29 protein-coding genes and 1 tRNA gene are annotated in these 23,885 nt (G+C 68.1%); 8 read left to right on the top strand and 22 right to left on the bottom strand.

Annotated features, from left to right (window positions below):
• Positions 1-69 precede the first annotated feature (69 nt).
• Positions 70-255, top strand: coding sequence for a DUF5703 family protein (locus AW271_RS42325; RefSeq protein ID WP_081898449.1), 186 nt, complete (start codon positions 70-72; stop codon positions 253-255).
• Positions 256-381: 126 nt separating this feature from the next.
• Here the strand turns inward: AW271_RS42325 and AW271_RS13435 are convergent, their stop codons facing one another.
• The 3 genes from AW271_RS13435 to AW271_RS13425 all read right to left on the bottom strand — a co-directional run bounded on the left by AW271_RS13435 (position 382) and on the right by AW271_RS13425 (position 4,421).
• Positions 382-2,301, bottom strand: a complete 1,920-nt coding sequence (locus AW271_RS13435) for a chaplin family protein (protein ID WP_169806328.1) — start codon at positions 2,299-2,301, stop codon at positions 382-384.
• Between the two features lie 187 nt (positions 2,302-2,488).
• Entirely contained in the window at positions 2,489-2,932 is a 444-nt protein-coding gene (locus AW271_RS13430) for a hypothetical protein (RefSeq protein WP_245653050.1), read from the bottom strand.
• 190 nt (positions 2,933-3,122) lie between these two features.
• Positions 3,123-4,421 carry a M20/M25/M40 family metallo-hydrolase gene (locus tag AW271_RS13425; protein WP_062336537.1) on the bottom strand — a complete coding sequence of 433 codons (1,299 nt, stop codon included), beginning with the start codon at positions 4,419-4,421 and terminating at the stop codon, positions 3,123-3,125.
• A gap of 131 nt (positions 4,422-4,552) precedes the next feature.
• Between AW271_RS13425 and AW271_RS13420 the strand changes: the two genes are divergently transcribed.
• A tRNA-Leu gene (locus tag AW271_RS13420) sits at positions 4,553-4,638 on the top strand.
• Positions 4,639-4,693: 55 nt separating this feature from the next.
• Here AW271_RS13420 and AW271_RS13415 read toward each other — a convergent pair.
• The 13 genes from AW271_RS13415 to AW271_RS13355 all read right to left on the bottom strand — a co-directional run bounded on the left by AW271_RS13415 (position 4,694) and on the right by AW271_RS13355 (position 14,094).
• A complete protein-coding gene (locus AW271_RS13415; RefSeq protein WP_169806327.1) occupies positions 4,694-6,598 on the bottom strand; it encodes a tetratricopeptide repeat protein in 1,905 nt (634 codons plus the stop codon).
• Between the two features lie 354 nt (positions 6,599-6,952).
• A complete protein-coding gene (locus tag AW271_RS13410) occupies positions 6,953-7,612 on the bottom strand; it encodes a DUF6879 family protein (RefSeq protein ID WP_157554083.1) in 660 nt (219 codons plus the stop codon).
• Between the two features lie 442 nt (positions 7,613-8,054).
• A complete protein-coding gene (locus AW271_RS13405) occupies positions 8,055-8,624 on the bottom strand; it encodes a hypothetical protein (protein ID WP_157554080.1) in 570 nt (189 codons plus the stop codon).
• 185 nt (positions 8,625-8,809) lie between these two features.
• The gene (locus AW271_RS13400) at positions 8,810-9,106 is read right to left on the bottom strand and encodes a gas vesicle protein K (RefSeq protein WP_062336529.1); all 297 of its coding nucleotides are present in this window, start codon (positions 9,104-9,106) and stop codon (positions 8,810-8,812) included.
• A complete protein-coding gene (locus AW271_RS13395) occupies positions 9,103-9,315 on the bottom strand; it encodes a gas vesicle protein (protein WP_062336527.1) in 213 nt (70 codons plus the stop codon). Before AW271_RS13395 ends, AW271_RS13400 begins: the two co-directional genes overlap by 4 nt.
• Entirely contained in the window at positions 9,305-10,069 is a 765-nt protein-coding gene (locus AW271_RS13390; protein ID WP_062336525.1) for a GvpL/GvpF family gas vesicle protein, read from the bottom strand. The genes AW271_RS13395 and AW271_RS13390 overlap by 11 nt, the downstream gene beginning before the upstream one ends.
• Entirely contained in the window at positions 10,062-10,394 is a 333-nt protein-coding gene (locus AW271_RS13385) for a gas vesicle protein (protein WP_083976565.1), read from the bottom strand. Before AW271_RS13385 ends, AW271_RS13390 begins: the two co-directional genes overlap by 8 nt.
• 4 nt (positions 10,395-10,398) lie before the next feature.
• Complete coding sequence (gvpO, locus tag AW271_RS13380; protein ID WP_062336523.1) at positions 10,399-10,656, bottom strand: gas vesicle protein GvpO; 258 nt, start codon at positions 10,654-10,656, stop codon at positions 10,399-10,401.
• Between the two features lie 3 nt (positions 10,657-10,659).
• Positions 10,660-10,893 (bottom strand): gas vesicle protein GvpG, encoded by a 234-nt coding sequence (locus AW271_RS13375; RefSeq protein WP_062336521.1) that lies wholly within the window; start codon positions 10,891-10,893, stop codon positions 10,660-10,662.
• Positions 10,893-11,651 (bottom strand): GvpL/GvpF family gas vesicle protein, encoded by a 759-nt coding sequence (locus tag AW271_RS13370; protein WP_062336519.1) that lies wholly within the window; start codon positions 11,649-11,651, stop codon positions 10,893-10,895. The genes AW271_RS13375 and AW271_RS13370 overlap by 1 nt, the downstream gene beginning before the upstream one ends.
• Before the next feature lies 1 nt (position 11,652).
• Positions 11,653-12,087: a gas vesicle protein GvpJ gene (gene gvpJ, locus AW271_RS43260; protein ID WP_062336517.1), complete on the bottom strand. Its 435-nt coding sequence runs from the start codon at positions 12,085-12,087 to the stop codon at positions 11,653-11,655.
• 125 nt (positions 12,088-12,212) lie between these two features.
• On the bottom strand, positions 12,213-13,124 hold the full coding sequence (locus AW271_RS13360; protein ID WP_062336515.1) for a BtrH N-terminal domain-containing protein: 912 nt from the start codon (positions 13,122-13,124) through the stop codon (positions 12,213-12,215).
• 19 nt (positions 13,125-13,143) lie between these two features.
• Positions 13,144-14,094, bottom strand: a complete 951-nt coding sequence (locus AW271_RS13355; protein WP_169806326.1) for an AraC-like ligand-binding domain-containing protein — start codon at positions 14,092-14,094, stop codon at positions 13,144-13,146.
• A 169-nt stretch (positions 14,095-14,263) separates the two neighbouring features.
• On the opposite strand from AW271_RS13355, the gene AW271_RS13350 reads away from it, so the two are divergent.
• Positions 14,264-14,488, top strand: a complete 225-nt coding sequence (locus AW271_RS13350; RefSeq protein WP_062336511.1) for a hypothetical protein — start codon at positions 14,264-14,266, stop codon at positions 14,486-14,488.
• 1 nt (position 14,489) lies between these two features.
• Here the strand turns inward: AW271_RS13350 and AW271_RS13345 are convergent, their stop codons facing one another.
• The gene (locus AW271_RS13345) at positions 14,490-14,948 is read right to left on the bottom strand and encodes a MarR family winged helix-turn-helix transcriptional regulator (protein WP_062336509.1); all 459 of its coding nucleotides are present in this window, start codon (positions 14,946-14,948) and stop codon (positions 14,490-14,492) included.
• A gap of 74 nt (positions 14,949-15,022) precedes the next feature.
• Here AW271_RS13345 and AW271_RS13340 point away from each other — a divergent pair, with 74 nt between their 5' ends.
• The 3 genes from AW271_RS13340 to AW271_RS13330 all read left to right on the top strand — a co-directional run bounded on the left by AW271_RS13340 (position 15,023) and on the right by AW271_RS13330 (position 18,312).
• A complete protein-coding gene (locus AW271_RS13340) occupies positions 15,023-16,387 on the top strand; it encodes a TrkH family potassium uptake protein (RefSeq protein ID WP_062336507.1) in 1,365 nt (454 codons plus the stop codon).
• A complete protein-coding gene (locus AW271_RS13335) occupies positions 16,380-17,039 on the top strand; it encodes a potassium channel family protein (RefSeq protein ID WP_174553089.1) in 660 nt (219 codons plus the stop codon). The genes AW271_RS13340 and AW271_RS13335 overlap by 8 nt, the downstream gene beginning before the upstream one ends.
• A 112-nt stretch (positions 17,040-17,151) precedes the next feature.
• On the top strand, positions 17,152-18,312 hold the full coding sequence (locus tag AW271_RS13330; protein ID WP_245653049.1) for an esterase-like activity of phytase family protein: 1,161 nt from the start codon (positions 17,152-17,154) through the stop codon (positions 18,310-18,312).
• On the opposite strand, the gene AW271_RS13325 is transcribed toward AW271_RS13330, so the two are convergent.
• A complete protein-coding gene (locus tag AW271_RS13325) occupies positions 18,303-19,586 on the bottom strand; it encodes an ArsB/NhaD family transporter (protein ID WP_062336505.1) in 1,284 nt (427 codons plus the stop codon). The genes AW271_RS13330 and AW271_RS13325 overlap by 10 nt on opposite strands.
• A gap of 126 nt (positions 19,587-19,712) precedes the next feature.
• Positions 19,713-20,156 carry a CBS domain-containing protein gene (locus AW271_RS13320; RefSeq protein WP_062336503.1) on the bottom strand — a complete coding sequence of 148 codons (444 nt, stop codon included), beginning with the start codon at positions 20,154-20,156 and terminating at the stop codon, positions 19,713-19,715.
• A 183-nt stretch (positions 20,157-20,339) separates the two neighbouring features.
• Between AW271_RS13320 and AW271_RS13315 the strand changes: the two genes are divergently transcribed.
• Positions 20,340-21,269 carry a sensor histidine kinase gene (locus tag AW271_RS13315; RefSeq protein ID WP_062336502.1) on the top strand — a complete coding sequence of 310 codons (930 nt, stop codon included), beginning with the start codon at positions 20,340-20,342 and terminating at the stop codon, positions 21,267-21,269.
• The gene (locus tag AW271_RS13310) at positions 21,266-21,910 is read left to right on the top strand and encodes a response regulator (protein WP_062336499.1); all 645 of its coding nucleotides are present in this window, start codon (positions 21,266-21,268) and stop codon (positions 21,908-21,910) included. Before AW271_RS13315 ends, AW271_RS13310 begins: the two co-directional genes overlap by 4 nt.
• On the opposite strand, the gene AW271_RS13305 is transcribed toward AW271_RS13310, so the two are convergent.
• The 3 genes from AW271_RS13305 to AW271_RS13295 are packed head-to-tail and all read right to left on the bottom strand — an operon-like array spanning position 21,885 to position 23,883.
• Positions 21,885-22,424 (bottom strand): hypothetical protein, encoded by a 540-nt coding sequence (locus tag AW271_RS13305; protein WP_062336497.1) that lies wholly within the window; start codon positions 22,422-22,424, stop codon positions 21,885-21,887. The genes AW271_RS13310 and AW271_RS13305 overlap by 26 nt on opposite strands.
• 41 nt (positions 22,425-22,465) lie before the next feature.
• Positions 22,466-23,359: a GlxA family transcriptional regulator gene (locus AW271_RS13300; protein WP_062336496.1), complete on the bottom strand. Its 894-nt coding sequence runs from the start codon at positions 23,357-23,359 to the stop codon at positions 22,466-22,468.
• Positions 23,356-23,883, bottom strand: coding sequence for a cysteine hydrolase family protein (locus AW271_RS13295; RefSeq protein WP_062337496.1), 528 nt, complete (start codon positions 23,881-23,883; stop codon positions 23,356-23,358). Before AW271_RS13295 ends, AW271_RS13300 begins: the two co-directional genes overlap by 4 nt.
• Between the last annotated feature and the right edge of the window lie 2 nt (positions 23,884-23,885).

Raw genomic sequence — 23,885 nt, 5'->3', positions numbered from 1 at the left:
CCGTTATCCCACGAGGACGCAGAATAGAGCCCATCGGACTCCACCGTCCCCAACGGGAGACTAATCGCTGTGCTCGACTACTCCTACATGGAGCTCTTCCTTCCACGCGGAACCTCGCGTGAAGCGGCTCGTCAACTCCTGACGGAACATGCCGAATACGGCCATTGGGAACTCCACCGTCTGCGCCTCTATTCCGACGGCAGCCGCAGGGTCTGGCTGCGACGGAAGATCATACGCGCGGTCAGCACTCTTTAAACATGGCTTTGCCCGCCCCGGGCCGCGCCCCCGAGACGGGCAAAGCTTTCCCGCCTCCCCCAGCGGGAACCGCCCGGCCGGGGGAGACATCTTGTGGGCTCGCCGCCCTAACGGCGGCGGCACGTCTTACTTACGACGGCCGAACCGCAGGCGACGGGCGCCGGCGAAGAACGTGGCCGAAGCTGCGAACATCGCGCCCAGCAGCAGAGCGGCCAGCGAACCCGAGTTCATGCCGGTGATCGAGTCGGGCTGGGCGGCGCTCATCAGGCCGAGCCCGCCGACGGGCAGAGCCGAGGCGGCCGAACCGAGCGAACCCGCGACCGGCAGGCCCTGGGCCGCACCGGTGACCGGAGCGAGCGGGCTGGCCTGGGCGTTCTTGCCGGGAGCCTTCTTGCCCGCGGCGGCGGCCGGGACGGCCGGAGCGCCGGGCAGGCCGGGCAGCGCCGGGAGGCCGAGCATGCCGGGCAGGTCGCCGACCAGCGGCAGACCGGCGGCGCTCATCTTGGTGAGCTGACGGGCCGAGCTCATCGCCGGCAGGGCGGGCAGCGGGCCGGAGGTCTCGGCCGCGTCGACCTTGCCCCAGCTCTGGGTCAGGTTGTCGTAACCGTCACCGGTGGTGTGGTGGACCGAACGGCCGACGCGGCTGCCCCCGAGGCACCCGGCGGCGGCGTCGCCCAGCCCGGCGACCGCGTTGCCGCAGGCGTTGATGGGCGCCGTGATCGGCGCGATGACCTGGTTCCCGGCGAGCACGCCGGACTTGCCGTCGGTCTTGTTGCCCCCGCCGCCGGGCCCGCCCTCGGCGGAGACCTCACCGGTGCAGTGGGCCTCGGCCCCGCCCGCCGCCGCGACGGCGTTGCCGCACGCGTTGATCGGCGCCGTGATCGGCGCGATGACCTGGTTGCCCGCGACGACCCCGGACCGGCCGGAGGTGGTGTTGCCACCGGCGCCCTTGCCGCCGTTCTTGGCCGTGGCGCCGCCCTTGCACCCGGCGAAGGCCTCGCCGAACAGGGCGACCGCGTTGCCGCAGATGTTGATCGGGGCGGTGATCGGGGCGATGACCTGGTTGCCCGCGACGACCCCCGAACGGCCGTCGGTGGTGTTGCCGCCCGCACCGGTGCCCGGCGTGGTGTTGACCGCTTCGGAACCGCCCTTGCATCCGGCCAGCGCGCCCCCGATGGCGTTGCCGCAGACGTTGACGGGCAGGTTGACCGGAGCGATCACCTGGTTGCCGCTGCCGGCGCCGAAGCGGCCGTCGGTGTCGTTGCCGGTCGAGCCGGGCCTGCCGGGACCGTGCTGGTATTTCGGACCGGGGTCGCCGTTGGTCGAGGTCGAGCCGCCCTTGCAGCCCGAGAACGCGTCGCCGAACACCGCGACGGTGACGCCGCAGACGTTGATCGGCGCGCTGACCGGCGCGATGACCTGGTTGCCGCCGAGGGCGGCCGAGCGTCCGGACGTGGAGTTGCCGCCGGGGCCGGTCCCGGTGTTCTTGACGGTCGAGCCGCCCTTGCAGCCCGCGACGGCGTCACCGAAGATCGCCACCGAGTTGCCGCAGGCGTTGATCGGCGCGGTGATCGGCGCCGTGACCTGGTTGCCGCCGAGCAGGCTGTTGGCGCCGCTGGTGGTGTTCTTGCCCGCGCCGCCCTGACCCGAGGTCTTGACCTCCGAGCCGCCCTTGCACCCGGCGTCGGAGTTGCCGAACAGCGCGATCGCGTTGCCACAGGCGTTGATCGGCGCGCTGACCGGCGCGTTCACCTGGTTTCCGCCCAGGACGCTGCTCTTGCCGGAGGTGCTGCCCTGGATGCCCTTGCCGGAGGTGTTGCTGTTGTCGACGGACGCGCCGCCCTTCGACGTGGCGGTCGAGCCGCCCGCGACCCCGACGGCGTTGCCGCTCAGGTCGATCGGGAGGGACACCGGCAGGTTGACCTGGTTGCCGCCACCGATCGAGCTCTGACCGTCGGTGTCGGCGACAGCGGTCCCCGTGCCGAGGGCCATGACGCCGGCCGCGAGGAGAGCCGCGGGGGCAGAGCCCTTCGCCCACGTTCGCATGATGAAACTCCATTTGTTCTGGGGGTACCTGACAACTCGCGACAGAAGAACTCCAGGCCGAAGGCACAGCGGTGCCATGGAGCGTCACGAGGATTGGGGAATTCCGCGACATCAGCGCGGAGAAGGAGATGCCTGCCTGACGGGGAAGAGCCAGGACTCAGGCGAGACCGACCACCGGATCGCGGGATCAGTCAGGAGAGAAAGAAGGGTCGTCCGCCGCTGTGCGGACGACCGGGGGAAGCACGGCCGCCATGGGAACAGGCAGGGCCGCGGGCCGCGGGCCGGAGAAGGACCGAGCGACATCCCCGAAAAGCATGGAACCGCCGCCGTTCTGGGGAACGAGCCCGTTGCCCTGAGAGTGTTCGGCGGAGGCGGGTGGAGGCGCGACCGGCGTGGACGAACTGGTGAGCCCGTCGACGTTGCGCCCGGCCATGGCCTGCGCGTCGCCCGCCGTGGGGAATCCGTCGGCGACCTGCACCGACCCGGCGACGACAGGTGAGGGGAGGGGGCCGGTGGAGGCGTGTGCCTCACCGGCGAACCCGAAGACCACTCCGAGCACCCAGCCGACGGCGATCAGACCACCGACGACCAAAAGGCGACTCAGCCGGGAACCGGCCGCGAACCGCGCCATCCGAGCTTCCCGGCCCGCGGCCGGGACGGTCGCGTCTGCACGCCGGTCAACGACGGGCGCGAACGCCCCTCGCTGAACACTCGGCATGCGGAACACGCGACCTCCCAGGTGCCGTCGAGCCGCCCAGTGCGGATCAACCCCTCAACGCGGAGTAACTTTACAGCCACGCCAAGTGATCGCAACCGGAAACTCAGCAGTAGTCCAGGAATCGATCAAGCACCCGCACGCCAAACTGGAGCGAATCGACCGGCACCCTCTCGTCCACGCCATGGAACATCCCAGAGAAGTCCAGGTCAGCGGGCAGCTTGAGCGGCGCGAACCCGAACCCGCGAATTCCCAGCCGGGTGAACGCCTTGAGGTCGGTGCCGCCGGAGAGCATGTAGGGGACGGCCCGGGACCCCGGGTCCTCCTGCTCGAGCGCGTCGGCCATCGCCTTGACCAGCCGCCCGTCGAACGCGGTCTCGACGGCGATGTCGTGGTAGTCGAACTCCCGCGTGACGTTGGGCCCGAGCAGCTCGTCGACCTTCTCGAAGAACTCCTCCTCCGTACCGGGCAGGAACCGCCCGTCGACCCGCGCGGTGGCCGTCTGCGGAATGACGTTGGCCTTGTACCCCGACTCCAGCATCGTCGGGTTGGTCGTGTTGCGGAGCGTCGCCCCGATCATCCGGGCCAGCGGCCCGAGCTTGGCCACGGCCGCCTCGGCGCTCTCGGCCTCGATCTCGATGTCGAAGGCCTCCTTGAAGAACGACCGGACCGTCGGGGTGATCCGGATCGGCCACTCGTACCGCCCCAGCCGGGCCAGCGCCTCGGACAACTCGGTGATGGCGTTCTCGTGGTTGAGCATCGACCCGTGCCCCGCCCGCCCCGTGGCGGTCAGCTTCATCCAGGCGATGCCCTTCTCGGCCGCCTCGATGAGATAGAGCCGCTTGTCGTCGGCCACCGTGACGCTGAACCCGCCCACCTCGCCGATGGCCTCGGTGGCCCCCTCGAACAGATGGGGATGCTTGTCGACGAGCCACTGCGCGCCGTAGTTCCCGCCGGCCTCCTCGTCGGCGGTGAAGATGAGCAGCACGTCCCGCTCGGGCCGCCGCCCCTCCCGCAGCCGCTTGCGGACGGTGGCGAGGATCATGGCGTCCATGTCCTTCATGTCCACCGCCCCGCGCCCCCAGACGCACCCGTCGGCGATCTCGCCCGACAGGGGATGATGCCGCCAGTCCTCGGCACGGAAGGGGACGACGTCGAGGTGACCGTGGAGGATCAGCCCTTCACGGCCGGGATTCGTGCCCTCGATCCTGGCGATGACGTTGGCCCGCCTGTCATCGCTTTCGAGGATCGTGGCCGCGACCCCGACCTCGTCCAGCTTCGCCGCGACGTACTCGGCCGCCTCACGTTCGCCGGGCCCGCGGTTGTCGCCGGCGTTGGTCGTGTCGATGCGGATGAGTTCCTGGCACAGGGTGACGACGTCGTCCTCGCCGGTGACGGCGGTCATGGCGTTCCTCCAGAGCGTGGTTCGGCTTGCCCCTCCCATCCTGCCGGTTGGATCTCGGGATGAACCACGCGGCCGGGAGTGCTAACCTTTAACAGCCGACGCGGGGAAGACGTTCCGTGTGTGGGTCACCGGTCCGGGTGGCGGAATAGGCAGACGCGCTAGCTTGAGGTGCTAGTGCCCAGTGATGGGCATGGGGGTTCAAGTCCCCCCTCGGACACAAACAAGTCCTGGTCGGCTGAAGAAGCCCGCCAGGACTTTTCTCTTTTCGGCTTCTACTGGGTCAGCTCTTCCAGAGCCCTCCGGGTGGACAGGTAGAGCGGATGGTCGGCCCCGAGTTGGGCCCGCTGCCCCTCGAGGACCTGCCGCAACTCCTCGATGGCCGCCTGCGTTTCTCCCAGAGTCTTGAGGGACATCGCCAGCCCGTGTCGGATGGTCAGCGTGTTCGGATGTTCGTCACCATAGACGCGGGCCGCGATCTCCACGATGCCCCGTAGCTCGCCGACGGCCTCATCGACCAAACCGATGCTGTGCTTGCTCTGGGCGATTTCGAATCGGATGTCGAGAGTATTCAAATCGTCTTCGGAGTGGTCCTCGCGCCACCCCGCGAGCGCTTCTTCGTAGTACCTGATGCCTTCCTCGAAGCGCCCTTGAGCTCGAAGGCATACGGCCAGATTCAGAACGATCATGAGTGTGTCGGCGTGGCGCCCTCCGAGAACCCTCCGGGCTATGGACAGCAAGGCTCGTAATTCGGCCTCGGCCTCGGAGAAGCGCCCGGTTTCACGGACCGTCCGGGCGAGGCTGAGCCGGATGGTCAAGGAGACCGGGTGCTCGTCGCCCACGGATTCGTGGGCGATGGCGAGTGTCGATCTGAAGAACTCCTCCGCACCGGATGCGTCGCCGTTCTCCCGCATGGCGCGACCGAGATTGCCGGCTGTTTCGAGTGCCTCGATGCTGCCTCTTCCCCACGATCGAACCGCAAGATTCCACGCCTGTTCGTGGTCGATGACCGATTGGTTGTACTGACCGGACATGTACCGGTACCAGGCCACACGCTGGGCCGTTTGCATCGCCAGGCGCAGATCGTCCGAAGCGGGGTCGATGCCATCAGCCACGACCAGTTCGAGGACGGCAGTGCAGTGCGGTGCGATGGCCGCCCACTTGGGCCAATCGCCCGCGTTGTCGGCCTCAAGGTCCTGAGACGCGGTCTCCAGCAGCTGGATCAGGACGGTCAGGTAGTTCGCCAACGAGCCGGATCTCTTCGCGTTGATCCGGGTCATCGTGCGCACCAGCTGGTGCATGTTTATCTTGGCGGCCCATAGGTCATCGGCCCGTGGCACGAAGTCCAAAGTGATCAGACTCAATCCGGCGAGCGCCCGAAGCGCTCCAGCCAGGCGCTCCGGCGTCGGATCGGGGAAAAGGGGACTGGCTGACAGGACTTCCGGACGTAATATCGCCTGATAGGGGAACGGCGAGGGGGCACAACACGAGAAAAGGCGCAGCAGCGGGCGCGCCAGGTCATGCCCCTGCTCATTCAGCAGATCTAGGGAGATCTCCCATGTGAGTGAGAGAACACGCCGGTCCTCTTCGGGTTCGTGCGACCGTGACTCATCCATGCCGAGGCGCTCGATTCTCTCGCTGTACGTCTCCATATATTCAGCGAAGGTCGTGGCCGACCCACGGATCGGAAAAGGTGAGCTGGAAACCGCGGCAAGATATCGACCTGCGAGTTCCAGGGCCAGAGGAAGTCCGTCGAGTAGCCGGGCGAGATCTCTGGCATGCGTATGGCTACCAGCGGACGGAGCGAGATCCAGCAGGATCAGCGCACCCGCTTCGGGATCCAAAGGCGCTATATGCCGCATTTTTATCCACGGAGCCCATCGTTCAGGTCTCCCATTGCGGCTCGATATGATGATGGCTCCGTTACTTGTTTCTGGCGGGCGAATCCATTCCGTTCCCTCGGTGATCCTTCGCCGCGACCCGCCCAGAACCGCCGGATCGTCGACGTTGTCGATGATCAACAGCCAGAAGAAGTCCAGCGCGTTCAGGCGGCGCCACAGGATGTCTGCCGGGTGGGCGTGGCTGAATTCGCTTTCCCCGGCTCCCGCCAGGAATGCCAGCGCATACAGGGCGGCTCGCATCCCCTCCGGCTCTTCAGCCGGTATCCAGAAGACTTTCACTCCACGCCGAATGGCGCGATGGGCTATGTCGAGGGCGACCGTCGACTTACCCACACCCCCCAGCCCGTAGAAGACGCACACACGACCGTCTCTCGCATCCTCATCGGTTGCGAAGGGCTCCGGATAAGAGAATGAATCGCGACCTCGAAGCGCCGCAGACAGAACCTTGGGCTGGGGTGTGGCTATGGATGGCGCCGAGGCCGCCATGGATCGTGCTTCTGCCGGCCCTACGAAGAAATTGTATTGCGTTCCGGATAACTGAGCCGCCTGTTGGGCTCTGTCGGAGGCCCGGATGTTCGTAGAGTTCGCCTCATCCGCACTGGTGTGATCATGATTCCCTGATACCACTGCAGGCTACTTTCGGGAACTATTCTCCAGCGCCCTGAAAACGGGACTCTCCAACATGGGGACCGAACGGCGAATGAGTTCTCCGGTGACCTCGATATAGCGGTGCAGCAACTCGGGAGACTCGACCAGGCGCGCTTCGCGCAGGCGAGACGACCCGTGGTCATAGATGAGCGCGGTGACTCTCACATCGTCGAAGAGCACATAGTCAGAGATTCCCGTTTCATCCAAGAGATCTTCGATGTCGTCGACGGTCACGAAGCGCACCTGTTCTCCACACTCGATGTCGGCCAGATATGCTGGAATCTCATAATTGATCAGGTATGAGCTCAGCGGAAGCTCGCAGATGCGAATGCGGATCATCGAGACGCCGAACTTCCGGGCATGCGAGTAGACGTCGACCTGAGCCTTGACCATCTCCTGCACGAGCCTTGCGGCGTCGTCGAACCTGCCGGCCCTGTATGCTTCGTATCCGGCGAAGCCGGACTCGTCATATTCTTGCAGCCGCTCCACCTTCACCCATCTGGAGCGCAACTGATTGAACAGGCTGGAGAACTCGTCCACTCCGCCGGATTCGATACTCAGCCGCCGGTATTCAGTGGGCGGATATATCAGCACTGCCGACTTCTCCTCGGTGTTGTTAACGGCATGACATCGCAGCGGGATCATTCCCGTGCCAGCGCCGTTTTCGCCGCGGCACCGGCACGGGAATCGCGCGTCGAGCTACTCCGTTGGAATGCTCTCCCGAGCCTTGACGAGCACGTGGCGAGGGAGCACCACGATTCCTTCGCCGGGGTCCAGAAAAGCGTCTTTGGGCAGGAGCGGAGCGAGCTCCGCAGTACGCTCGAATCCGATGATCGCGAAATCACCCGACTCGAGCTCCCAGATGTCCGGGCAGTTGTTCGCTCCTGCGCTGGCGTTGCCCCCACCCTCGTGAGGGTGGGGCCCTATGCGGCGTTTGAACATTTCGCCTCCGTTATCGAGACACGTCGACAGCCGAACGATCGAGGCCGAGGGTAATCAGGATTTCGTGCGCTTGCTCGAGATACGGAGCGTCCGGGTGCGCTCAGCTGGACCTGCACTGGCGAGACCGCCCCGGACCGCTCAGCCGTCAGTCTGACTGGGTGAAGGTGTTCGTCTGGAATCCGTGGCCCTGCACCGCCTGCTGAGCCCGTCCGGACGCTGACACGTTCAGGGTCAGGTCGGCGGACTGAGTGGCGACGCCTCTCTGGCCCACGAAGCCGACGAACCGGCGGACTTCTGCTTCGCTGTCGGGAACCTCCGCGAGGAGGTCCCCTACGTGGCCCTCCCACACCATGGCCTGCCGGGCCCGAATCTCGAGGGTTTTCTCAGGTGGCGCTTCCGCGGTCTCTTCCCGGTGTTGCTCCAAGAGCGCGTGGATCTCGTCTTCGCTTTCCTTGTTTCCCCGGCCGAGAAGCGTGGCGGTTCGTGCTCGCACCGCCTGCCAACCGTCTGTGGCCATGGCGGTGACTATGCCGGCCCCCGCAGTCGCGGCCAACGCTGCAAGAGCTTCGCTCAACACCGGATGCCACCTCTCTGGACGGTAGTGGCCAGTATTGCAAGCGCACGGCAGCGGAGAAAGGAAGAAAGTGCTTTCTGAGACGAGCACCACTAGCCTGTTTGAGACAAATTGAATCACAATGTTGACTTTTGCAGGCACTTGTGTTGGTCTCGCCATGGCGGCGCCTCCGGCCGGAGTGAAATATCCGCCCAGCTCAGCGTCCGCGGCGGGGGAAAGACCGGCGTGCATTCCGGATTCTGGAACTCTGAAGCTTTCAATATTGATGGACCAGAATGGGACCTGCGATTTGCCTCAAGAATTCCGCAGCGACCAACTGCGCCGGCTCAGTTCTCCGGCAGCAACGTCCCCAGCGGCCCCAGATCCAGGTTGAGTTCAGAAGGCGACAACCCGAACCGCTCGCACACCTCCGTCATCGCCTCCTCCAGCCGCATCAACGTCAACCCCAGCACCTCGATCTGCTCGTCAGTCAGATCCGTCTGCTCCATCCGCCGAATCGCCTGACGCTCCACCAGCTGCCTCACCAGCTCCACCAATGTCAACACCAGCCGAGACAGATCCCGCTCCATGGCCTCGGAATCTGCCTGGATCCGCATCCGTGGAGTCCGCACAGGTTCGTTCATGCCTCCCCCAGGTTCTCCCGCACCGACATGATCAGGACGCGCAGCGAGATCCGCACCAGGTCGATGTCGGCGATGGACAGCACCAGGTCTCCGCTGACCACCACCCCACCGGCCAGCAGCCGATCGAGCAGGTCGACCAGGGCGACCCGCTCAGCCGGCAGCCGTCCCTGCTCGGCCAGCGCCGCCCCGCGAGGAGCCTCAACCGTCACCGCGCACCTCCAGGTCGGTGAAGGAGTAGGGCGCCCAAGGGCCGGTCAGCTCGATCTCCACACCGCGGTCGCGCAGGTCGTCCACCGTCTTGAGGAACTCGTCGTCGCGTGTGCTCTCGACGAGGTAGGCGCCGTTGAGCAGCATCGCCTCCGTGCGCCCGGACAGCTCGGGGTCCTGAGCCCGGTGCCGGTGAGAGGCGACCGCGACCGACGACAACGTCTCGTGCAGCCGTTCTGCCTGCATGGCGGCCTGCCTCCACGCCTCTTCCCGGCTGCGCAGGCCCGCCTGGCGTCTCTTCAGGTAGGCCGTCCCGGGACCGCCGAGCGACGGCGCCGTCTGGGCAGGGCCGGGCGCGCTCAGGTCGACGTACGCCTTCACGCCCCACTCCCGTCGCCCGGTGACGGTCGAGAGGACGTCCACGAAATCGTCATGGCGGTTTCGGAGCAGGTCCTTCACCTGTTCGTCGCCGCGGTAGACGGTGACCAGGCGCACGGGGGCGACCGGGGTTCGGTCGGCCACCTCTTCCACCACGTGGTGGTGGGCTCCGGCCGTCTCGCCCAGCCAGTCGAGGTCCTCCATCGACCGGCGCAGCGGCTCGGCGCCGAAGTCGTCCAGGGAGACGGTGCTCACGTAGGCCACGAGGCCCTCGCACGGGATGGTGCGCACCGGGGTGCCGGCGACGCCGCGCAGGTCCTCGATACCGGGCGACGGGGCCGAGGTGACCGCGTACAGGTAGGTGCCGGTGTCAGTCATGGCGGTCTCCCGATTCCAGGGCGTCCAGCCGGGCGCGGAGCCGGCGGTTCTCGTCTTGGAGGGCCTTGCTGTCGCCCGTCAGCCACGGGTCGTGTTCCCACCAGTCGATGCCCATCTCCTTGGCCGTGTCGACCGAGGCGATGACCAGGCGGAGTTTGATCGTCAGCAGTTCGATGTCGAGCAGGTTCACGCGGATGTCGCCCGCGATGACCACGCCCCGGTCGAGGACCCGTTCGAGGATGTCGCCGAGGTTGGCGGGTTCTCTGCGCGCGGCGGGCTGGGAGCCGGGACGCACGGCCGGCGCGTATCGTGACCCGTCGGTCATCTCATCAACCTCCCGTGCCTCGGCGGTACCTGGCCTTTCTCCGGTACGACAGCAGGTTGCCCTCCTTGTCGAGGTCGGCCTCGTACAGCGCGAGGATGTCGCCCGAGGAGGGGATGCGGCGGTCTTCGACGACCTCGACGACCACCAGCCAGCCGGACTCCGCCGGTTCGACGAGGGTGACGCCCTCCGCCTCCTTCGAGGTGAGGCCGGAGATGAGCTTCACTCCGGCCTCGCCTGCCGTCACGGCCGTCAGGGTGGCCATCGGTCACTCTCCCTCCGGCGGCATCATCCGCTGCAGGACGGCGTTCATGGCCTCGGACGCCTCCTCTTCGGTGAGCTCGCCCGCGGCCTGGGCGGCCTCGATCTCTTCCAGTTCCCGCCTGGCCACCGTCGGGTCGCGCAGCTTGCGTTCGGCCTCGTCGCGCAGCAGTTCGCCCAGCCGGATCACCCCTTTGACGGGGGCCAGCGGCAGTTCCAGGATCGAGGTGAACAGGCCCATCACTCGCCGTCCTGGTCCTGCGAGACGATGAAGTCGTACGGCGCCATCGGGCCGAACAGGCTCAGCGTGACCTGGTCGGCCCACTTGCGGCCGAGGTCCTCGACGGCGCGGTCGAGGTCGTCCCGCCGGCTGTTGTCGACGAGCACGGCCATGTGGACGGCGTCGAGTTCGTGCGACGGCGGGCGTACGGTCTGCATGACGGTCACGGGTTCGACCTGGTCCCACATGGCGGCCGTGTCGGCGTCGCGTTTGGCCTCGATCGACTGGTTGATGATCTCGCCGAGGCGGATGCGGTGGTCGCGGGCGGCGTCCTCGGGCAGTTCGCTGATCTGTTCGCGGAGCTGCGCCGCCTCGGGGTTCTCGGTGAGGATCTCGCCGAGCACGGTCTCCTCGACGAAGCGGCCCTTGATGACGTACTGGCAGCGGCCCTCCAGCTCGTCCAGGGCGGCGGCGAACTCGTCGTGGTACGGGGCCAGGAACTCCTCGACGACGGCGTCGCGGCTGGCCACCACCGCGCCGAAGCGGATGGGCAACACGGGCACCTCCGCCGCGGTGGCGTTGAGGAGCTGCTCGTGGGCGTACAAATCCTTGGGTGTGCCGAGCGGACGGCCCGAGCTGACGTCGCTCACCAGCGCGGCGATCTTGCCGTGGCGGATCGAGGTGATGGGCGCGGGCGGGTCGCCGACTCCGGTGGCCTCCGCGTCGACCTCGATGTCCTGCGGGACGACGCCGTAGATGTAGGTCGCGGACTCGGCCATGTCAGCCCTCCTGCCTGCTCTGACGGGGAATCGCCTGGGAGAAGTCGCTCAGCTTGTCACCCGCGGCCTCCAGCGAGCTGCGTTCCTTGGTCTGTTCGAGCTGTTCGAGCTGTTCGAGCTGCTCTGGCTGGGGGGCCTGCTGGCCGCCTCCGCCGCTCATGGCGGTCTGGACGACCTCGGGAAGCCCGGGCTTCCTGGACTTCGTGAGGTCGAGCCGGTTCGTCGCCTCGGCGAACCGCAGGTAGGTGTCCACGCTCGCCACGACGATCCGGGCGTCGATGCTCAGGATCTCGATGCCGATCAGCGAGACGCTGACGTAGGCGTCGATGACGAGTCCCTTGTCGAGGATCGTGTCGATGACGTCGGCCAGGCCGTTGCCGGAGGAGCCCTTCTGTACGCCGCCTCCCGGCCGGCTGCCCACAGGCTGCACCGTCATGAGTTACCTCTCCCTGGTGGTCGTTGGCTGATCCCTCCCGAACAGGCCCCCCATCCCCACAAATCAGACAAACAACCACATATCACCCCACCAGGGGCAAGCTTGAGGAGCCCATGACCCCCGCGCTACATCCGCCGCAGCTCCCGCATGGCGTTTTCCTCGATGCGGGAAAGGTCGCCCAGAATGGCGCCCGCGTCGTCGAGACGCCCGTTCTCGATGAGCGCGGCCACCTCGGTCCACAGGGCCGCGGCCTCGGTGTAGAGGCCGTGGGCGGCGCGGATCTCGGGGCGGTCGACCGTCTCCAGGCATTCGCGCAGAAAATCGCGATAAAGATTCCGGAACAGCGCGCCGCCGGTGCCGCCTTTCTCCATGAGAAGGGCGGCCTGGCGTCGATTCTCCGGGGAGATCCGCCATTCGGGCACCCGTTTCGCGGCTTTCCCGATGCCGCGATGGCCGAGATTGGCGATGGGCGCGGCGAGAAAGGCGTCGGCGCAGTCTCTCAGGGCCGGCACGATCTGGTCCCGCCACCGCGGAGAGGCCCCGGTCACGGTGAACGACCGGTTCCGCGCGGTCATCGGGCCGCGTTCGGCCCTGGCCAGGGCCAGACTCGCGCGGCTGGTCCGGACCTGCCCGCCCTGCTGCGCGGTGTCGACCAGGTGGACGTCGTGCTCGCCGTAGCCGACGGCGGCGACCACGTGCCCGCCGAAGTGCACCTTGGTCTTGAAGTAGTCGAGGTGGAAGCAGTCGAGCTGCAGGCCGACCGGACGCCCGGCGTCCACGACGGCCGCGAGGTTCTGCCACGCCCTACGCGGCGAGGCGGTCTCCTCGACCCGCAGGGTGAGGCCCAGCCGGGCGGCCAGGTTCCTGGTGAGCTCGAAGGGCTTGACCCGGCCGCCCAGGAAGGGGAACGGCATCGCCCTGGCGTCCCAGTAGACGAACGACAACCCGGCGCCGAGCCCGAACGTCATCGGTTCTGACAGGTCGAGCCCTTCGCGGCGGAGCAGCACCCCGAGGGCCGTGGTCTCGCAGTGGAGCATGCGTCCAGCCTGGACCCTCTCACGGTGTGAGAGTCGAGCGGATCCCCATCCGGTAGGCCCCCGGCGAGATCCCGAAGGCCGCCCGGAACGTGCGGTTGAAGTGGGCGTCGTTCTGGAACCCCCACCGGGCCCCGATCGACCTGACCGCCAGAGAGTCGCAGCGCGGGTCGGTCAGGTCGCGGCGGGCCCGGGCCAGGCGGCGGTCGCGGATCCACGTCGCGGCGGTCAGGCCGTGGCGCTCGAACAGGCGCTGGAGATTGCGCAACGACATGTGGTGGGCCTGGGCGATGGACGCGGGGGACAGGGCGGAGTCGGCGAGGCGGTCTTCGACGAAGGCCTGGACCCTGATCAGCGGGAGGTCTCCGGGCTCGGCGACGCCGGCGTGGTCGGCCAGCAGGCTGGTGATCATCTCCAGGATGGTCGTGGTCAGCGGGGCCGGCGCGGGCCGGGGGCCGGCGAGCCGCATGAGCAGGCCGGCCAGCAGGCCGTTGACGCCGGTGCGGCCGGGGATCGGCTGCGCCAGCAGGCGTTCGACCGTGCCCGGCGGAAGCGGGATCGCCCGGTGCGGGAACTGGACCACGATGCCGTGGGGCGGCTGGCTCGGGGTGGCCGCCGACCAGGCGTGGAAGGGCCGCGAGGTGTCGTACAGAACGAAGTCTCCGGCGCTGAGGGAGCACTGGCGGCCCTGCTGCTCCAGCCCCGACCTGCCGGTCACGGTGTAGTTGAGCTGGTAGAACTCGGGATCCGACAGGCGGATGCGCCGGGTGGTCCGGCGGGCCTCGAACGACGCCGAACGGACCCGGGAGATCTGGACCAGCCCGAGGTCGACGGCGGTCATCTCGGCCCAGAAGTCGGCCGCGTGGGCGCTGGCGGCGTCCACCGACACCACGGACTGGCCGACGGCCTCCCACCAGAAGTCGAACCGCTCGCACGCCGGTAAGTGGTCGAGCCGAATGAGGGTGGTCTGCATCATTCCTCCGTTTTGGACGATATGTCAGACCCTCAAGATCCGTTGAAGGTTTCACCCCGCGGTCGAAATCTTCCGAGGTCGCCCCTCGGCCCTTGCGCACACGCCTGGGCGGCGGCGCGGGCCGGTGCGATATTCCGGGTGCCGGCACCCCCACCCCCGGAGGATCGACATGCGCAGACTGCTCGCCTCGGCCGCCCTCGTGAGCGGCGTGTTCCTCACCGTCTCGGTCACCGCCGCGCCCGCGCAGGCCGAGAGCATCCGCTACGCCTACTACATGCAGGCCGACTGCTACAACGGCGGCAACCTGGGCATCCAGTGGGGCTGGTGGACCACCTACCGGTGCTCCTACCAGACCATGGGCGGCAACCAGTGGTTCTGGTTCCTGTACGCCTGACCTACGGCCCGCACAGATCGGCGCCGGGAGAGGCGTTGTAGATCGCCTCGGCGGCGCGGCCGGCGCACTCGCGGAAGACCTCCCGCTGGTCTTCCGTGAGGCCGCCGAGCACGTGCTCCTCGACGTCGGCCATGCGCTCCTCGCCCTCGGCCTGGACCTTGCGCCCCTGCTCGGTCGCGACGATCCGGCGGGCCCGCCGGTCGCGGGGGTCGGGCTGACGCTCGATCAGCCCGGCCTTCTCCAGGTCGTCGATCACATAGGTCAGGACGGTCCGGTCGACGGCCAGCCTGATCGCGAGCGCGCCCTGGGTGCGGACCTCTTCGTGCACCACCACCGACAGCAGGTGGAACCCGCGGGCCCCGTGGGGGAGGTCTTTGAACGTCTCGTCGGCGAACTGCTGCCAGCGTCGCAGGACCACGCTCATGGACCAGCCGAAGGTGGATGCATGCCGGGGAGCCATGCGATCCACCCTAACCCGGCGGTTGCTGTTAGCGTGGGGGCCGATCACGCCGTGCTCCCGAAGGCGTTTCTCCAATGGCTGGGTTGTTAACGGCGCGACGCGTACGCCGACCGTCGATCTTTCACCATCCCGCTCGTGTCGTCGTCGGCGGGTTCGGGTTCGCCATCCTGGTCGGCACCCTGCTGCTGTCGCTGCCGATCGCCACCACCGCCGGCACCTCCCCCGGGCTGATGCCGGCCCTGTTCACCGCCACCTCGGCGGCCTGCGTGACCGGCCTGGTCATGGTCGACACCGCCGCCCACTGGTCGGTGTTCGGCGAGATCGTGATCGCCGCGCTCATCAAGATGGGCGGCCTGGGGATCATGACGCTGGCCACGCTGTTCACGGTCCTGATCGCCCGGAAGCTGAAGCTGCGCACCCAGATGATCGCGCAGGTCGAGACCCGGGCGATGAACATGAGCGACGTGCGGCGGGTGGTCCGCAACGTGGTGCTGTTCAGCCTCTTCTGCGAGACCGTGGCGGGCACGATCCTCACCGTCCGGTTCATCGTCGCCTACGACGAGCCGGTCCTGCGGGGCGTCTATCTGGGCTTCTTCCACGCGATCTCGGCGTTCAACAACGCCGGATTCGCCCTGTGGCCCGACGGGCTGATCAGGTTCGCCACCGATCCGTGGATCTGCCTGACCATCGCCGTCGCGGTCATCGTCGGCGGCCTGGGGTTCCCGGTCATCTTCGAGCTGGTACGGATCTGGCGGCACCCCCGCCGCTGGTCGGTGCTGACCCGGGTGACCATGTTCATGACGACCATCCTGCTGGCCGGGGGCACGCTGGTCTTCCTGTCGGCCGAGTGGCACAACCCGAAGACGCTGGGCGCGCTCGACGACCCCGGGAAGCTGCTGGCGGCGTTCTTCACGGCCGTGATGCCCCGGTCGGGCGGGTTCAACAGCATCGACATCGGCTCGATGGAGCCGTCGAGCCTGCTGGCCACCGAGCTGCTGATGTTCATCGGCGGCGGCAGCGCGGGCACGGCCGGCGGGATCAAGGTGACCACCATCGGGTTGATCATCCTGATCGTGTGGGCCGAGATGCGCGGCGAGACCCACGTCAACGTCGGTCACCGGCGGTTGTCGTCGTCGGTGCAGCGGCAGGCGGTCGTCATCACGGCGATGAGCGCGGCGCTGGTGGTGGTGTCGACGTACATCCTGCTGGTGATCAGCCCCCATCCGCTGGGCGAGGTGCTATTCGAGGTCGTGTCGGCCACCGGCGTGGTGGGCCTGTCGACCGGCATCACGGCTGAACTTCCGCAGGCGGGGCAGGTGCTGCTGTTGATCCTGATGTTCATCGGGCGTATCGGGCCCCTCACTCTTGGATCGGCGCTCGCGCTGAACGAACGCACGCGCCGCTACGAACTTCCCGAGGAGCGTGTGATCGTTGGCTGACAAGAGCGACGCCGTCGTGGTGATCGGCCTGGGCCGGTTCGGGAGCTCGCTGGCTCTCGAACTCACCCGCCGCGGCACCGAGGTGCTGGCCATCGACAACAACGCCAAGACCGTGCAGCACCTGGCCGGCCACATCACCCACGTGGCGACCGCCGACGCGACCGACCTGGAGGCGCTGCGCCAGCTGGGCGTGCCCGACTTCTACCGGGCCGTGGTCGCGATCGGCACCGGCCTGGAGGCGAGCATCCTGACCGCCGCCCTGCTGGTCGAGATGGAGATCGAGGACATCTGGGCCAAGGCGATCACCAAGCAGCACGGGCAGATCCTGCGCCGCATCGGCGTCCACCACGTGGTCTTCCCCGACAACGACATGGGCGAGCGGGTGGCCCGGCTGGTGAGCGGCCGCATGCTCGACTACATGCAGGTCGACGACGACTTCGCGCTGTGCAAGACCCGCCCGCCGCGCGAGTACGTCGGGCGTCCCCTCGGCGAGTCGAACCTGCGGCGCAAGTACGGCGTCACGGTGGTGGCGGTGAAGAGCCCGAACGAGGATTTCACGTACGCCACCGCCGAGACCGAGCTCACCTACGGCGACGTGATCCTGATCTCCGGCCGCACCGACGACGTGGAGCGCTTCGCCGAACTTCCGTGAGTCATCAGCGATAGGTCAAGGAACCATCCCGCTAGGCGTGAATTGCCGTGACTTGCGCGGTCGTCCGCGATCTCATGACCCCGATCGAATTGTTCGGGGGACGAGGAGAATCGTGCGACACCATATTGCCCGGATCGCCCTGGTGGCCATGGCCGTGGTCGGCCTGGCCCAGCCCGCTTCGGCGGCCGACCGGCCGGACTTCCGGATCACCCGGTTCCTCGGTGAGCAGCGGTTGCCGCACCTGACGCAGGTCGAGGGCACCACGTTCGGCGGGATCTCCGGGATCGACCGCGACCCGGCGACCGGGACCTGGTATTTCATCTCCGACGACCGCTGGCGCTACCAGCCGGCCCGGTTCTACACCGGCAAGCTCGACATCAACAAGCGGACCGGCGAGTTCCGCGGGGTGTCGCTCGACAGCGTCCACACCCTCAAGCGCCCCGACGGGTCGCCCTACCCCGCCTACGCGCAGCCCGAGTCGGCCGACCCCGAGAGCATCCGGTGGGACCCGCTGACCCGCAAGCTCGTCTGGTCGAGCGAGGGTGACCGGCCCGACCCGCAGAACACCGCCATTCCGCTGTCGCAGCAGTTCATCCGCTGGGTCAACCGGCAGGGCGAGCACGTCCGGGGCCTCCAGCTGCCCGACAACCTGCTGCTGACGGACGAGAACCGGGGGCCGCGCCGCAACTTCGGCATCGAGGGCCTGACGCTGACCAAGCACCGGATCACCGCGATCGTCGAGGGACCCCGTTTCGAGGACGGCACCCCGCCGGCCGTCGACGGCGGCGCCCCGGCCCGGATCACGGTGTGGAACCGCAACGGCCGGGTCCGGGGCCAGTACGCCTACCCGATCGAGAAGCTGCCCGCCGCCCCGATCCCGCCGACCGGGGCCACCGACAGCGGGGTCTCGGAGCTGCTGGCCATCGACGACCACCGCTACCTGGCGCTGGAGCGGTCGTGGATCGAGGGCGTCAACTACCGGGTGCGGCTCTACGAGATCGACCTGCGCGGCGCGACCAACATCCTCAACCGCGACAGCCTGATGACCCGCATGTTCTACCGGCCGGTCAGCAAGACGCTGGTCCTCGACATCAACCGGCCCGAGCCCACCCAGAACCTCGAGAGCCTGGCGTGGGGGCCGCGCCTGAAGACCGGCGAGTGCACCCTGGTGATCGGATCGGACGACAACTTCTCGGCCGAGGAGTCGACCCAGTTCCTCCTGTACGCCGCCAAGGGCTGCCCCGTGGCGCACGGCAGGGACCGTCAGAAGTAACGCAGCCAGATGTACGCCCACGCCATGGTCGTGCTCAGCAGGGTCACCACGATTCCGTAGCGGGTGAACTGCCAGAACGAGATCGCGTTGCCCGTCCGGGCGGCGATGCCGATCGCGACCACGTTGGCGCTGGCCGCGACGGCCGTGCCGTTGCCCCCGAAGTCGGCGCCGAAGGCGAACGACCACCAGAGGGCCTGCGAGGTCTGCGGGTCGGGGGCGGCGGCGGCCATGCCCTCGACGACGGGGGCCATCGTGGCGACGTACGGGATGTTGTCGAAGAACGCTCCCAGCACGGCCGAGCCGAAGAGCAGTGACGTGGCGGCGGCGAAGTGGTTCTGGCCGAACAGGTCGACGGTCCACTCGCCGATCGCCCGGATCGCCCCGGTGTGGGTGAGGCCGGCGACCATCACGAACAGGCCCATGAAGAAGACCAGCGTGGGCCATTCGACCTCTTTGAGCACGTCGGACAGGTCGACCTTGGTGACCAGGAGCATCACCCCGGCGCCCACGAGCGCGATGATCGACGGCTGGACGTGCACCACCGCGTGCAGGCCGAAGGCGACGACCACGCCGCCCATCACGATCAGCGACTTGACCAGCAGCCGCCCGTCGGTGATCGCGCGCTTCTCCTGCAGGGCCATGACGGCCGCGACGTGCTCGGGGTGGTACTCGAAGGACTTGCGGAACAGCGGATAGGTGAGCAGCACGAACGCCGCGAAGATCACGACGACGGCCGGGGCCATGTGGATCAGGAAGTCGTTGAAGGTCAGGCCCGCGCGGCTGCCGATGATGATGTTGGGCGGGTCGCCGATCAGGGTGGCCGCGCCGCCGATGTTCGAGGCCATGATCTCGGCGATCAGATAGGGCTGCGCGGGGATGCGCAGCCGGTTGCAGACCATCACCGTCACCGGCGCGACCAGCATGATCGTGGTGACGTTGTCGAGGAACGGCGAGGCGACGGCCGTGATGGCCATCAGCATCACCATCAGCCGGTAGGGCCGCCCGAGTGAGCGTTTCGCCGCCCAGATGGCCAGGTAGTCGAACAGCCCGGTCTGCTTGACCACGCCGACGATGACCATCATGCCGAGCAGCAGGAAGATGACGTTCCAGTCGACGCCGGAATGCTCGGAGAAGAACACTTCCGCTCCGGGCGCGAATCCGAGGACGGTCATGACCCCGGCGGCGATGAGAACGACTTTGACCTTGTTCGCCTTCTCCGTCGCGATGAAGTAGAACGCGATCACGAAGACGATCACGGCGAGGATTGCGCTCATCCCGGCCTGACCAGCGGAACAGTGGGCATGCGAAAACGACCTCCGAGCAGGTGAGGGGTTGGGCGCCGGCGGGGACCGCCCGCACAGTCGCGGCCGCCGGCGCCCAAGTTCAGAAAAGGTCAGGCCTCAGATGGACAGGCTGATCAGCAGACGTTCGAGCGTGATCGCGCCATGGAGTGTGCCGTCGTCGCGGACCACCGCCACCAGCGGGCTGCGGGCCCGCGCCATCAGCGCGGCGATCTCCAGCAGCGTCGCCCCCATCGGGACGGTCACGGGTCGGGCCACGGGTTTGGGCAGGCAGTCGCCCACGGTCAGGTTGCCGATCTCCTGCCAGAACACATCGGCGTGGGTCTCATCCAGCGTCCGCGCCAGGGCGGGGTCCTCGTGGATGCTCAGCGGGATCGCGAGCCGGAGCACCTGGGTGCCCGGCAGCACCGTCCAGGGCCGGGATTGCCCGTCGACCACGATGAGGCCGGGGAGCCGGTTCAGGACCATGATCCGAACCGCGCGGACGACCGAGTCGGTCGACGTCACGGTCGGCAGGGTCGCGGCGATGTCGCGCGCTTGCATGTCACCATCCACTCGCGCCGGACGGTAGGTCGCGTAGGTTTCGGTCACGGCCTGTCACCTCCGGAGTTAGGAACTCCTTCAGTCTTCCTTGCACCCCTTTGTCCGGCTATGGGGTCTGACACCCATCTTCGGGGCCACACAGCCTGCATAGACAGAACGGACAAGCCTTGCCAACCTGGAACCATGGGGCCCTTGTTCTGGCGACTGTGCGTGATCAACGGCGCGGTGTTCACGATCGGCACGCTCGCGCTGGCGTTCTCGCCGGCCACGGTGTCCTCCCCGATCCTGCTCCGGGAGATCCTGGTGCTGGGGGCCGGGCTGGCCATCATCCTGATCACCAACGCGCTGCTGCTGCGCCGCAGCCTCGCCCCGCTCACGACGCTGACGGCCCTGATGCACCGCGTCGACCTGCACACCCACGACCGGGCGGTCGACCGCGGCAACGGCGACCTGACCTACCTGATCGACTCGTTCAACACCATGCTCGAACGGCTGGAGACCGAACGGTCGTCGGCCAGCGCGCACGCCCTGGCCGCCCAGGAGAACGAACGCCAGCGCATCGCCCGCGAGCTGCACGACGAGATCGGCCAGAGCCTGACCGTGGCGCTGCTCGGCCTGAAACGGGTCGCCGACCGCGCCCCCGCCGAACTGTCCGAGGAACTGCAACTGGTCAGAGACACCGTCAGGGGCAGCCTCGACGAGGTCCGGCAGGTCGCCCGGCGGCTGCGCCCGGGCGTGCTCGAAGACCTCGGCCTGCACAGCGCGCTGACCGCGCTGACCACCGACGTGGCCCCCGCCGTCGACGTGATCCGCCGGATCGAGGCGCTGCCGCCGCTCGCCCCCGAGGTCGAACTGGTCATCTACCGCATCGCCCAGGAGAGCCTCACCAACGTGGTGCGCCACTCCAAAGCCTCTTCGGTACGCCTGTCGCTCCGCCCCGACGGCCGCGACCTGGTCCTGCGGATCGCCGACGACGGAATCGGCGGCGTACGTGCCGAAGGGGCCGGAATGCGGGGTATGCAGGAACGGGCGCTGCTGATCGGCGCCCGCCTGACCGTGACGTCGGAGCAGGGCACCGAGGTCACGCTGACCATACCCGGGGTGATCGGATGACGCGGATCCTGCTGGCCGACGACCATGCGCTGGTGCGCCGGGGGGTGCGCCTGATCCTCGACGCCGAACCCGACCTGGAGGTCGTCGCGGAGGCCGCCGACGGCGCGGAGGCCGTCGACGCCTGCCGCGACGAGGACGTCGACCTGGCCGTCCTCGACATCGCGATGCCCCGGATGACCGGCCTGCAGGCCGCCAGGGAGATCTCCAAGCGCTGGCCCGGGATCCGCATCCTGATCCTGTCGATGTACGACAACGAGCAGTACTTCTTCGAGTCGCTCAAGGCCGGCGCCTCGGGCTACGTGCTCAAGTCGGTCGCCGACCGCGACCTCATCGAAGCCTGCCGGGCCGCCGTACGCGGCGAGCCGTTCCTCTACCCGGGCGCGGTCACCGCACTGATCCGCGACTACCTCCACCGGCACCGGCGCGGCGAGGCGCTGCCCGACCAGATCCTCACGCCGCGCGAGGAGGAGATCGTCAAGCTGATCGCCGAGGGCAACACGGCCAAGGCCATCGCCGAGACGCTGGTCATCAGCCCGAAGACGGTCGACCGCCATCGGGCCAACATCCTGGCCAAGCTGGGCATGAGCGACCGGCTCGACCTGACCCGCTACGCGATCAGGGCCGGGTTGATCGAGCCGTGACGATCGACGTCTCGTCGAGCACGACGGCGCCGCGCCAGGGGGCACGGCCGGAGAACTCCAGGAGACCGGCCGCCACCACACCGAGACCCACGAGGGCGATGATCACCGGGAAGGTCATGGTCGGCGGGACGTCAGGGTTCCAGATGCCGACCTCCCCCGGCGACGACCCGGTCACCACGTAGAGGATCTCCCGCTGCTCGCCCACCCGCGCGTGCGGGAGCTTCTTGGTGCTCCCCACTTTGAGCACGCCGTCGGAGGTCGTGAACGCGACGTACATCGTCCGTCCTTCGACCGCGGTGATCGTCCCGGTCGCCGGCCTGCCATAGGTGGGCCCGTACCAGTTGGCGTAGAAGAAGGCTGCGGCCATCCCCAGGACGAACAGGCCGAGGAGCCCGATCGCGATGCCCTTGGGACGGTGGTGCGTCGGAGAACGGACGGCGCGGGCCCCGGCGTTCACCTTGGCGAGGGCCTCGTGGTATTCGGCTAAACCGGCGTCTCTGTCGAACGTCGCCATGGCACCTCGCCCCTATTTAAGATCACCCCATTCGTTTAGTTTTACCCGGCTTGCACCGGGCGGAAACGGGAGCGCAGGCGGCGCAGCATGCGGGCGTCGTCGAAGCCGGCCTCTCTCGCCGCCGCCTCCACCGTCGTCCCGTGGCCGATCAGGTGTTCGGCGTGTTCCATGCGGAGCGCCTGCTGGTAGCGCAGCGGGGTGAGGCCGGTGGCGCGGGTGAACAGGCGGGTCAGGGTGCGGGCGCTGACGCCCGCGTGGGCGGCCAGGCGCGCCAGCGGGAGGGGTTCGGTGAAGCGGGTGTCGATCAGGTCCTGGACCTGGTGGACGGTGTCGTCGAGGTGGTCGCGGTGCCGGAGCATCGTGCTGGCCTGGGGTTCGGCGCCGTTGCGGCGGGTGTAGACGACCATCTCGCGGGCCACCCGGGCGGCCCTGGCCGGACCGTGGCGGGTGGCGATCACGTGGAGGGCCAGGTCGACGCCGCTGGCGATGCCGGCCGAGGTGATGACGCGGTCGTCCACGGTGAACAGCACGTCGCGGACCACGGTGGCCTCCGGGTGGCGGCGGGCCAGGTCGTCCTGGAGGTCGTGGTGGGTGGTGCAGCGGCGGCCGTCGAGCAGGCCGGCCGCGCCGAGCGCGCGGGCGCCGGCGCAGACGCTCGCGACCACGCCGCCCGCCTCGTGGTGACGCCGCAGCCCCGCGAGCAGGCGGTCGGAGAGCTCGGTCTCGCCGCGCCAGCCGGGCACCACGACCAGGTCGTCCACGCCCAGAGAGGGCCACGCCCGCCCGGCCACGACGGGCAGGCCCTGGGCGCTGACCACCTGCGGGCGGTCGGCGACGTAGGCCAGGCGGTAGCCGGCCGTGTCGAAGACCTGGGCCGGGCCGGCCAGGTCGAGCAGGTGCACGCCGTCGACCAGGGCGAAGACGACCAGTGTCATACCAGCTCGGACACCGTCGCGATGCGGGCGAAGCGGTCGCGGAGCACGGCCTCGGTGCGAGCGACGATCTCTTCGGGGGAGAAGCCGCCGACCCCCTCGGTGGTGGTCGCGTCGGTCACGAAGACGACCTGATAGCCCAGGTCACTGGCCAGCCGCGCGGTGGTCTCCACACACTGTTCGGTACGGATCCCGCACACCACCAGCTCGCCCACTCCGGCCTCGGTGAGCTTCTGCTGGAGGTTGGTCGTGGTGAACGCGTTGTGGGAGGACTTCTCGATCCGCAGGTCGCCGGGTTCCGGGTGGTCGAGCTCCGGCATGAGCCGGACGAACCCGTTCTCCGGGTCGAAGACCCCGCCGCTGCCGCGCTCGGCGTGCAGCACCCACACGACGAGGTCGCCGTTCGACCGCGCGGCGCGGACCAGCCGGTTCACCGGCTCGAAGATCTTCGTGTTGCCGATCTGATCCCACTCGGGCCGGGCGCGGAAGGATTCCTGGACATCGATGACGACGAGGGCTCGACTCATGT

Origin of the sequence: Herbidospora sakaeratensis (assembly GCF_001570525.1) — a bacterium.
Lineage (GTDB): Bacteria > Actinomycetota > Actinomycetes > Streptosporangiales > Streptosporangiaceae > Herbidospora > Herbidospora sakaeratensis.
This window is presented reverse-complemented; position numbering and strand designations above follow the sequence as displayed.

Coding starts and splice junctions, on each gene's coding strand:
- AW271_RS13310 (WP_062336499.1), top strand. CDS start 21,266: ATGACGCGGATCCTGCTGGCCGACGACCATGCGCTGGTGCGCCGGGGG.
- AW271_RS13425 (WP_062336537.1), bottom strand. CDS start 4,421: ATGACCGCCGTCACCGGCGAGGACGACGTCGTCACCCTGTGCCAGGAA.
- AW271_RS13320 (WP_062336503.1), bottom strand. CDS start 20,156: ATGCAAGCGCGCGACATCGCCGCGACCCTGCCGACCGTGACGTCGACC.
- AW271_RS13435 (WP_169806328.1), bottom strand. CDS start 2,301: ATGCGAACGTGGGCGAAGGGCTCTGCCCCCGCGGCTCTCCTCGCGGCC.
- AW271_RS13350 (WP_062336511.1), top strand. CDS start 14,264: ATGCGCAGACTGCTCGCCTCGGCCGCCCTCGTGAGCGGCGTGTTCCTC.
- AW271_RS13295 (WP_062337496.1), bottom strand. CDS start 23,883: ATGAGTCGAGCCCTCGTCGTCATCGATGTCCAGGAATCCTTCCGCGCC.
- AW271_RS13410 (WP_157554083.1), bottom strand. CDS start 7,612: ATGATCCCGCTGCGATGTCATGCCGTTAACAACACCGAGGAGAAGTCG.
- AW271_RS13340 (WP_062336507.1), top strand. CDS start 15,023: ATGGCTGGGTTGTTAACGGCGCGACGCGTACGCCGACCGTCGATCTTT.
- AW271_RS13300 (WP_062336496.1), bottom strand. CDS start 23,359: ATGACACTGGTCGTCTTCGCCCTGGTCGACGGCGTGCACCTGCTCGAC.
- AW271_RS13360 (WP_062336515.1), bottom strand. CDS start 13,124: ATGCTCCACTGCGAGACCACGGCCCTCGGGGTGCTGCTCCGCCGCGAA.
- AW271_RS13315 (WP_062336502.1), top strand. CDS start 20,340: ATGGGGCCCTTGTTCTGGCGACTGTGCGTGATCAACGGCGCGGTGTTC.
- AW271_RS13370 (WP_062336519.1), bottom strand. CDS start 11,651: ATGGCCGAGTCCGCGACCTACATCTACGGCGTCGTCCCGCAGGACATC.
- AW271_RS13355 (WP_169806326.1), bottom strand. CDS start 14,094: ATGCAGACCACCCTCATTCGGCTCGACCACTTACCGGCGTGCGAGCGG.
- AW271_RS13305 (WP_062336497.1), bottom strand. CDS start 22,424: ATGGCGACGTTCGACAGAGACGCCGGTTTAGCCGAATACCACGAGGCC.
- AW271_RS13385 (WP_083976565.1), bottom strand. CDS start 10,394: ATGACCGACGGGTCACGATACGCGCCGGCCGTGCGTCCCGGCTCCCAG.
- AW271_RS13345 (WP_062336509.1), bottom strand. CDS start 14,948: ATGGCTCCCCGGCATGCATCCACCTTCGGCTGGTCCATGAGCGTGGTC.
- AW271_RS13390 (WP_062336525.1), bottom strand. CDS start 10,069: ATGACTGACACCGGCACCTACCTGTACGCGGTCACCTCGGCCCCGTCG.
- AW271_RS13430 (WP_245653050.1), bottom strand. CDS start 2,932: ATGGCGCGGTTCGCGGCCGGTTCCCGGCTGAGTCGCCTTTTGGTCGTC.
- gvpJ (WP_062336517.1), bottom strand. CDS start 12,087: ATGACGGTGCAGCCTGTGGGCAGCCGGCCGGGAGGCGGCGTACAGAAG.
- AW271_RS13325 (WP_062336505.1), bottom strand. CDS start 19,586: ATGAGCGCAATCCTCGCCGTGATCGTCTTCGTGATCGCGTTCTACTTC.
- AW271_RS13400 (WP_062336529.1), bottom strand. CDS start 9,106: ATGAACGAACCTGTGCGGACTCCACGGATGCGGATCCAGGCAGATTCC.
- AW271_RS13375 (WP_062336521.1), bottom strand. CDS start 10,893: ATGGGCCTGTTCACCTCGATCCTGGAACTGCCGCTGGCCCCCGTCAAA.
- gvpO (WP_062336523.1), bottom strand. CDS start 10,656: ATGGCCACCCTGACGGCCGTGACGGCAGGCGAGGCCGGAGTGAAGCTC.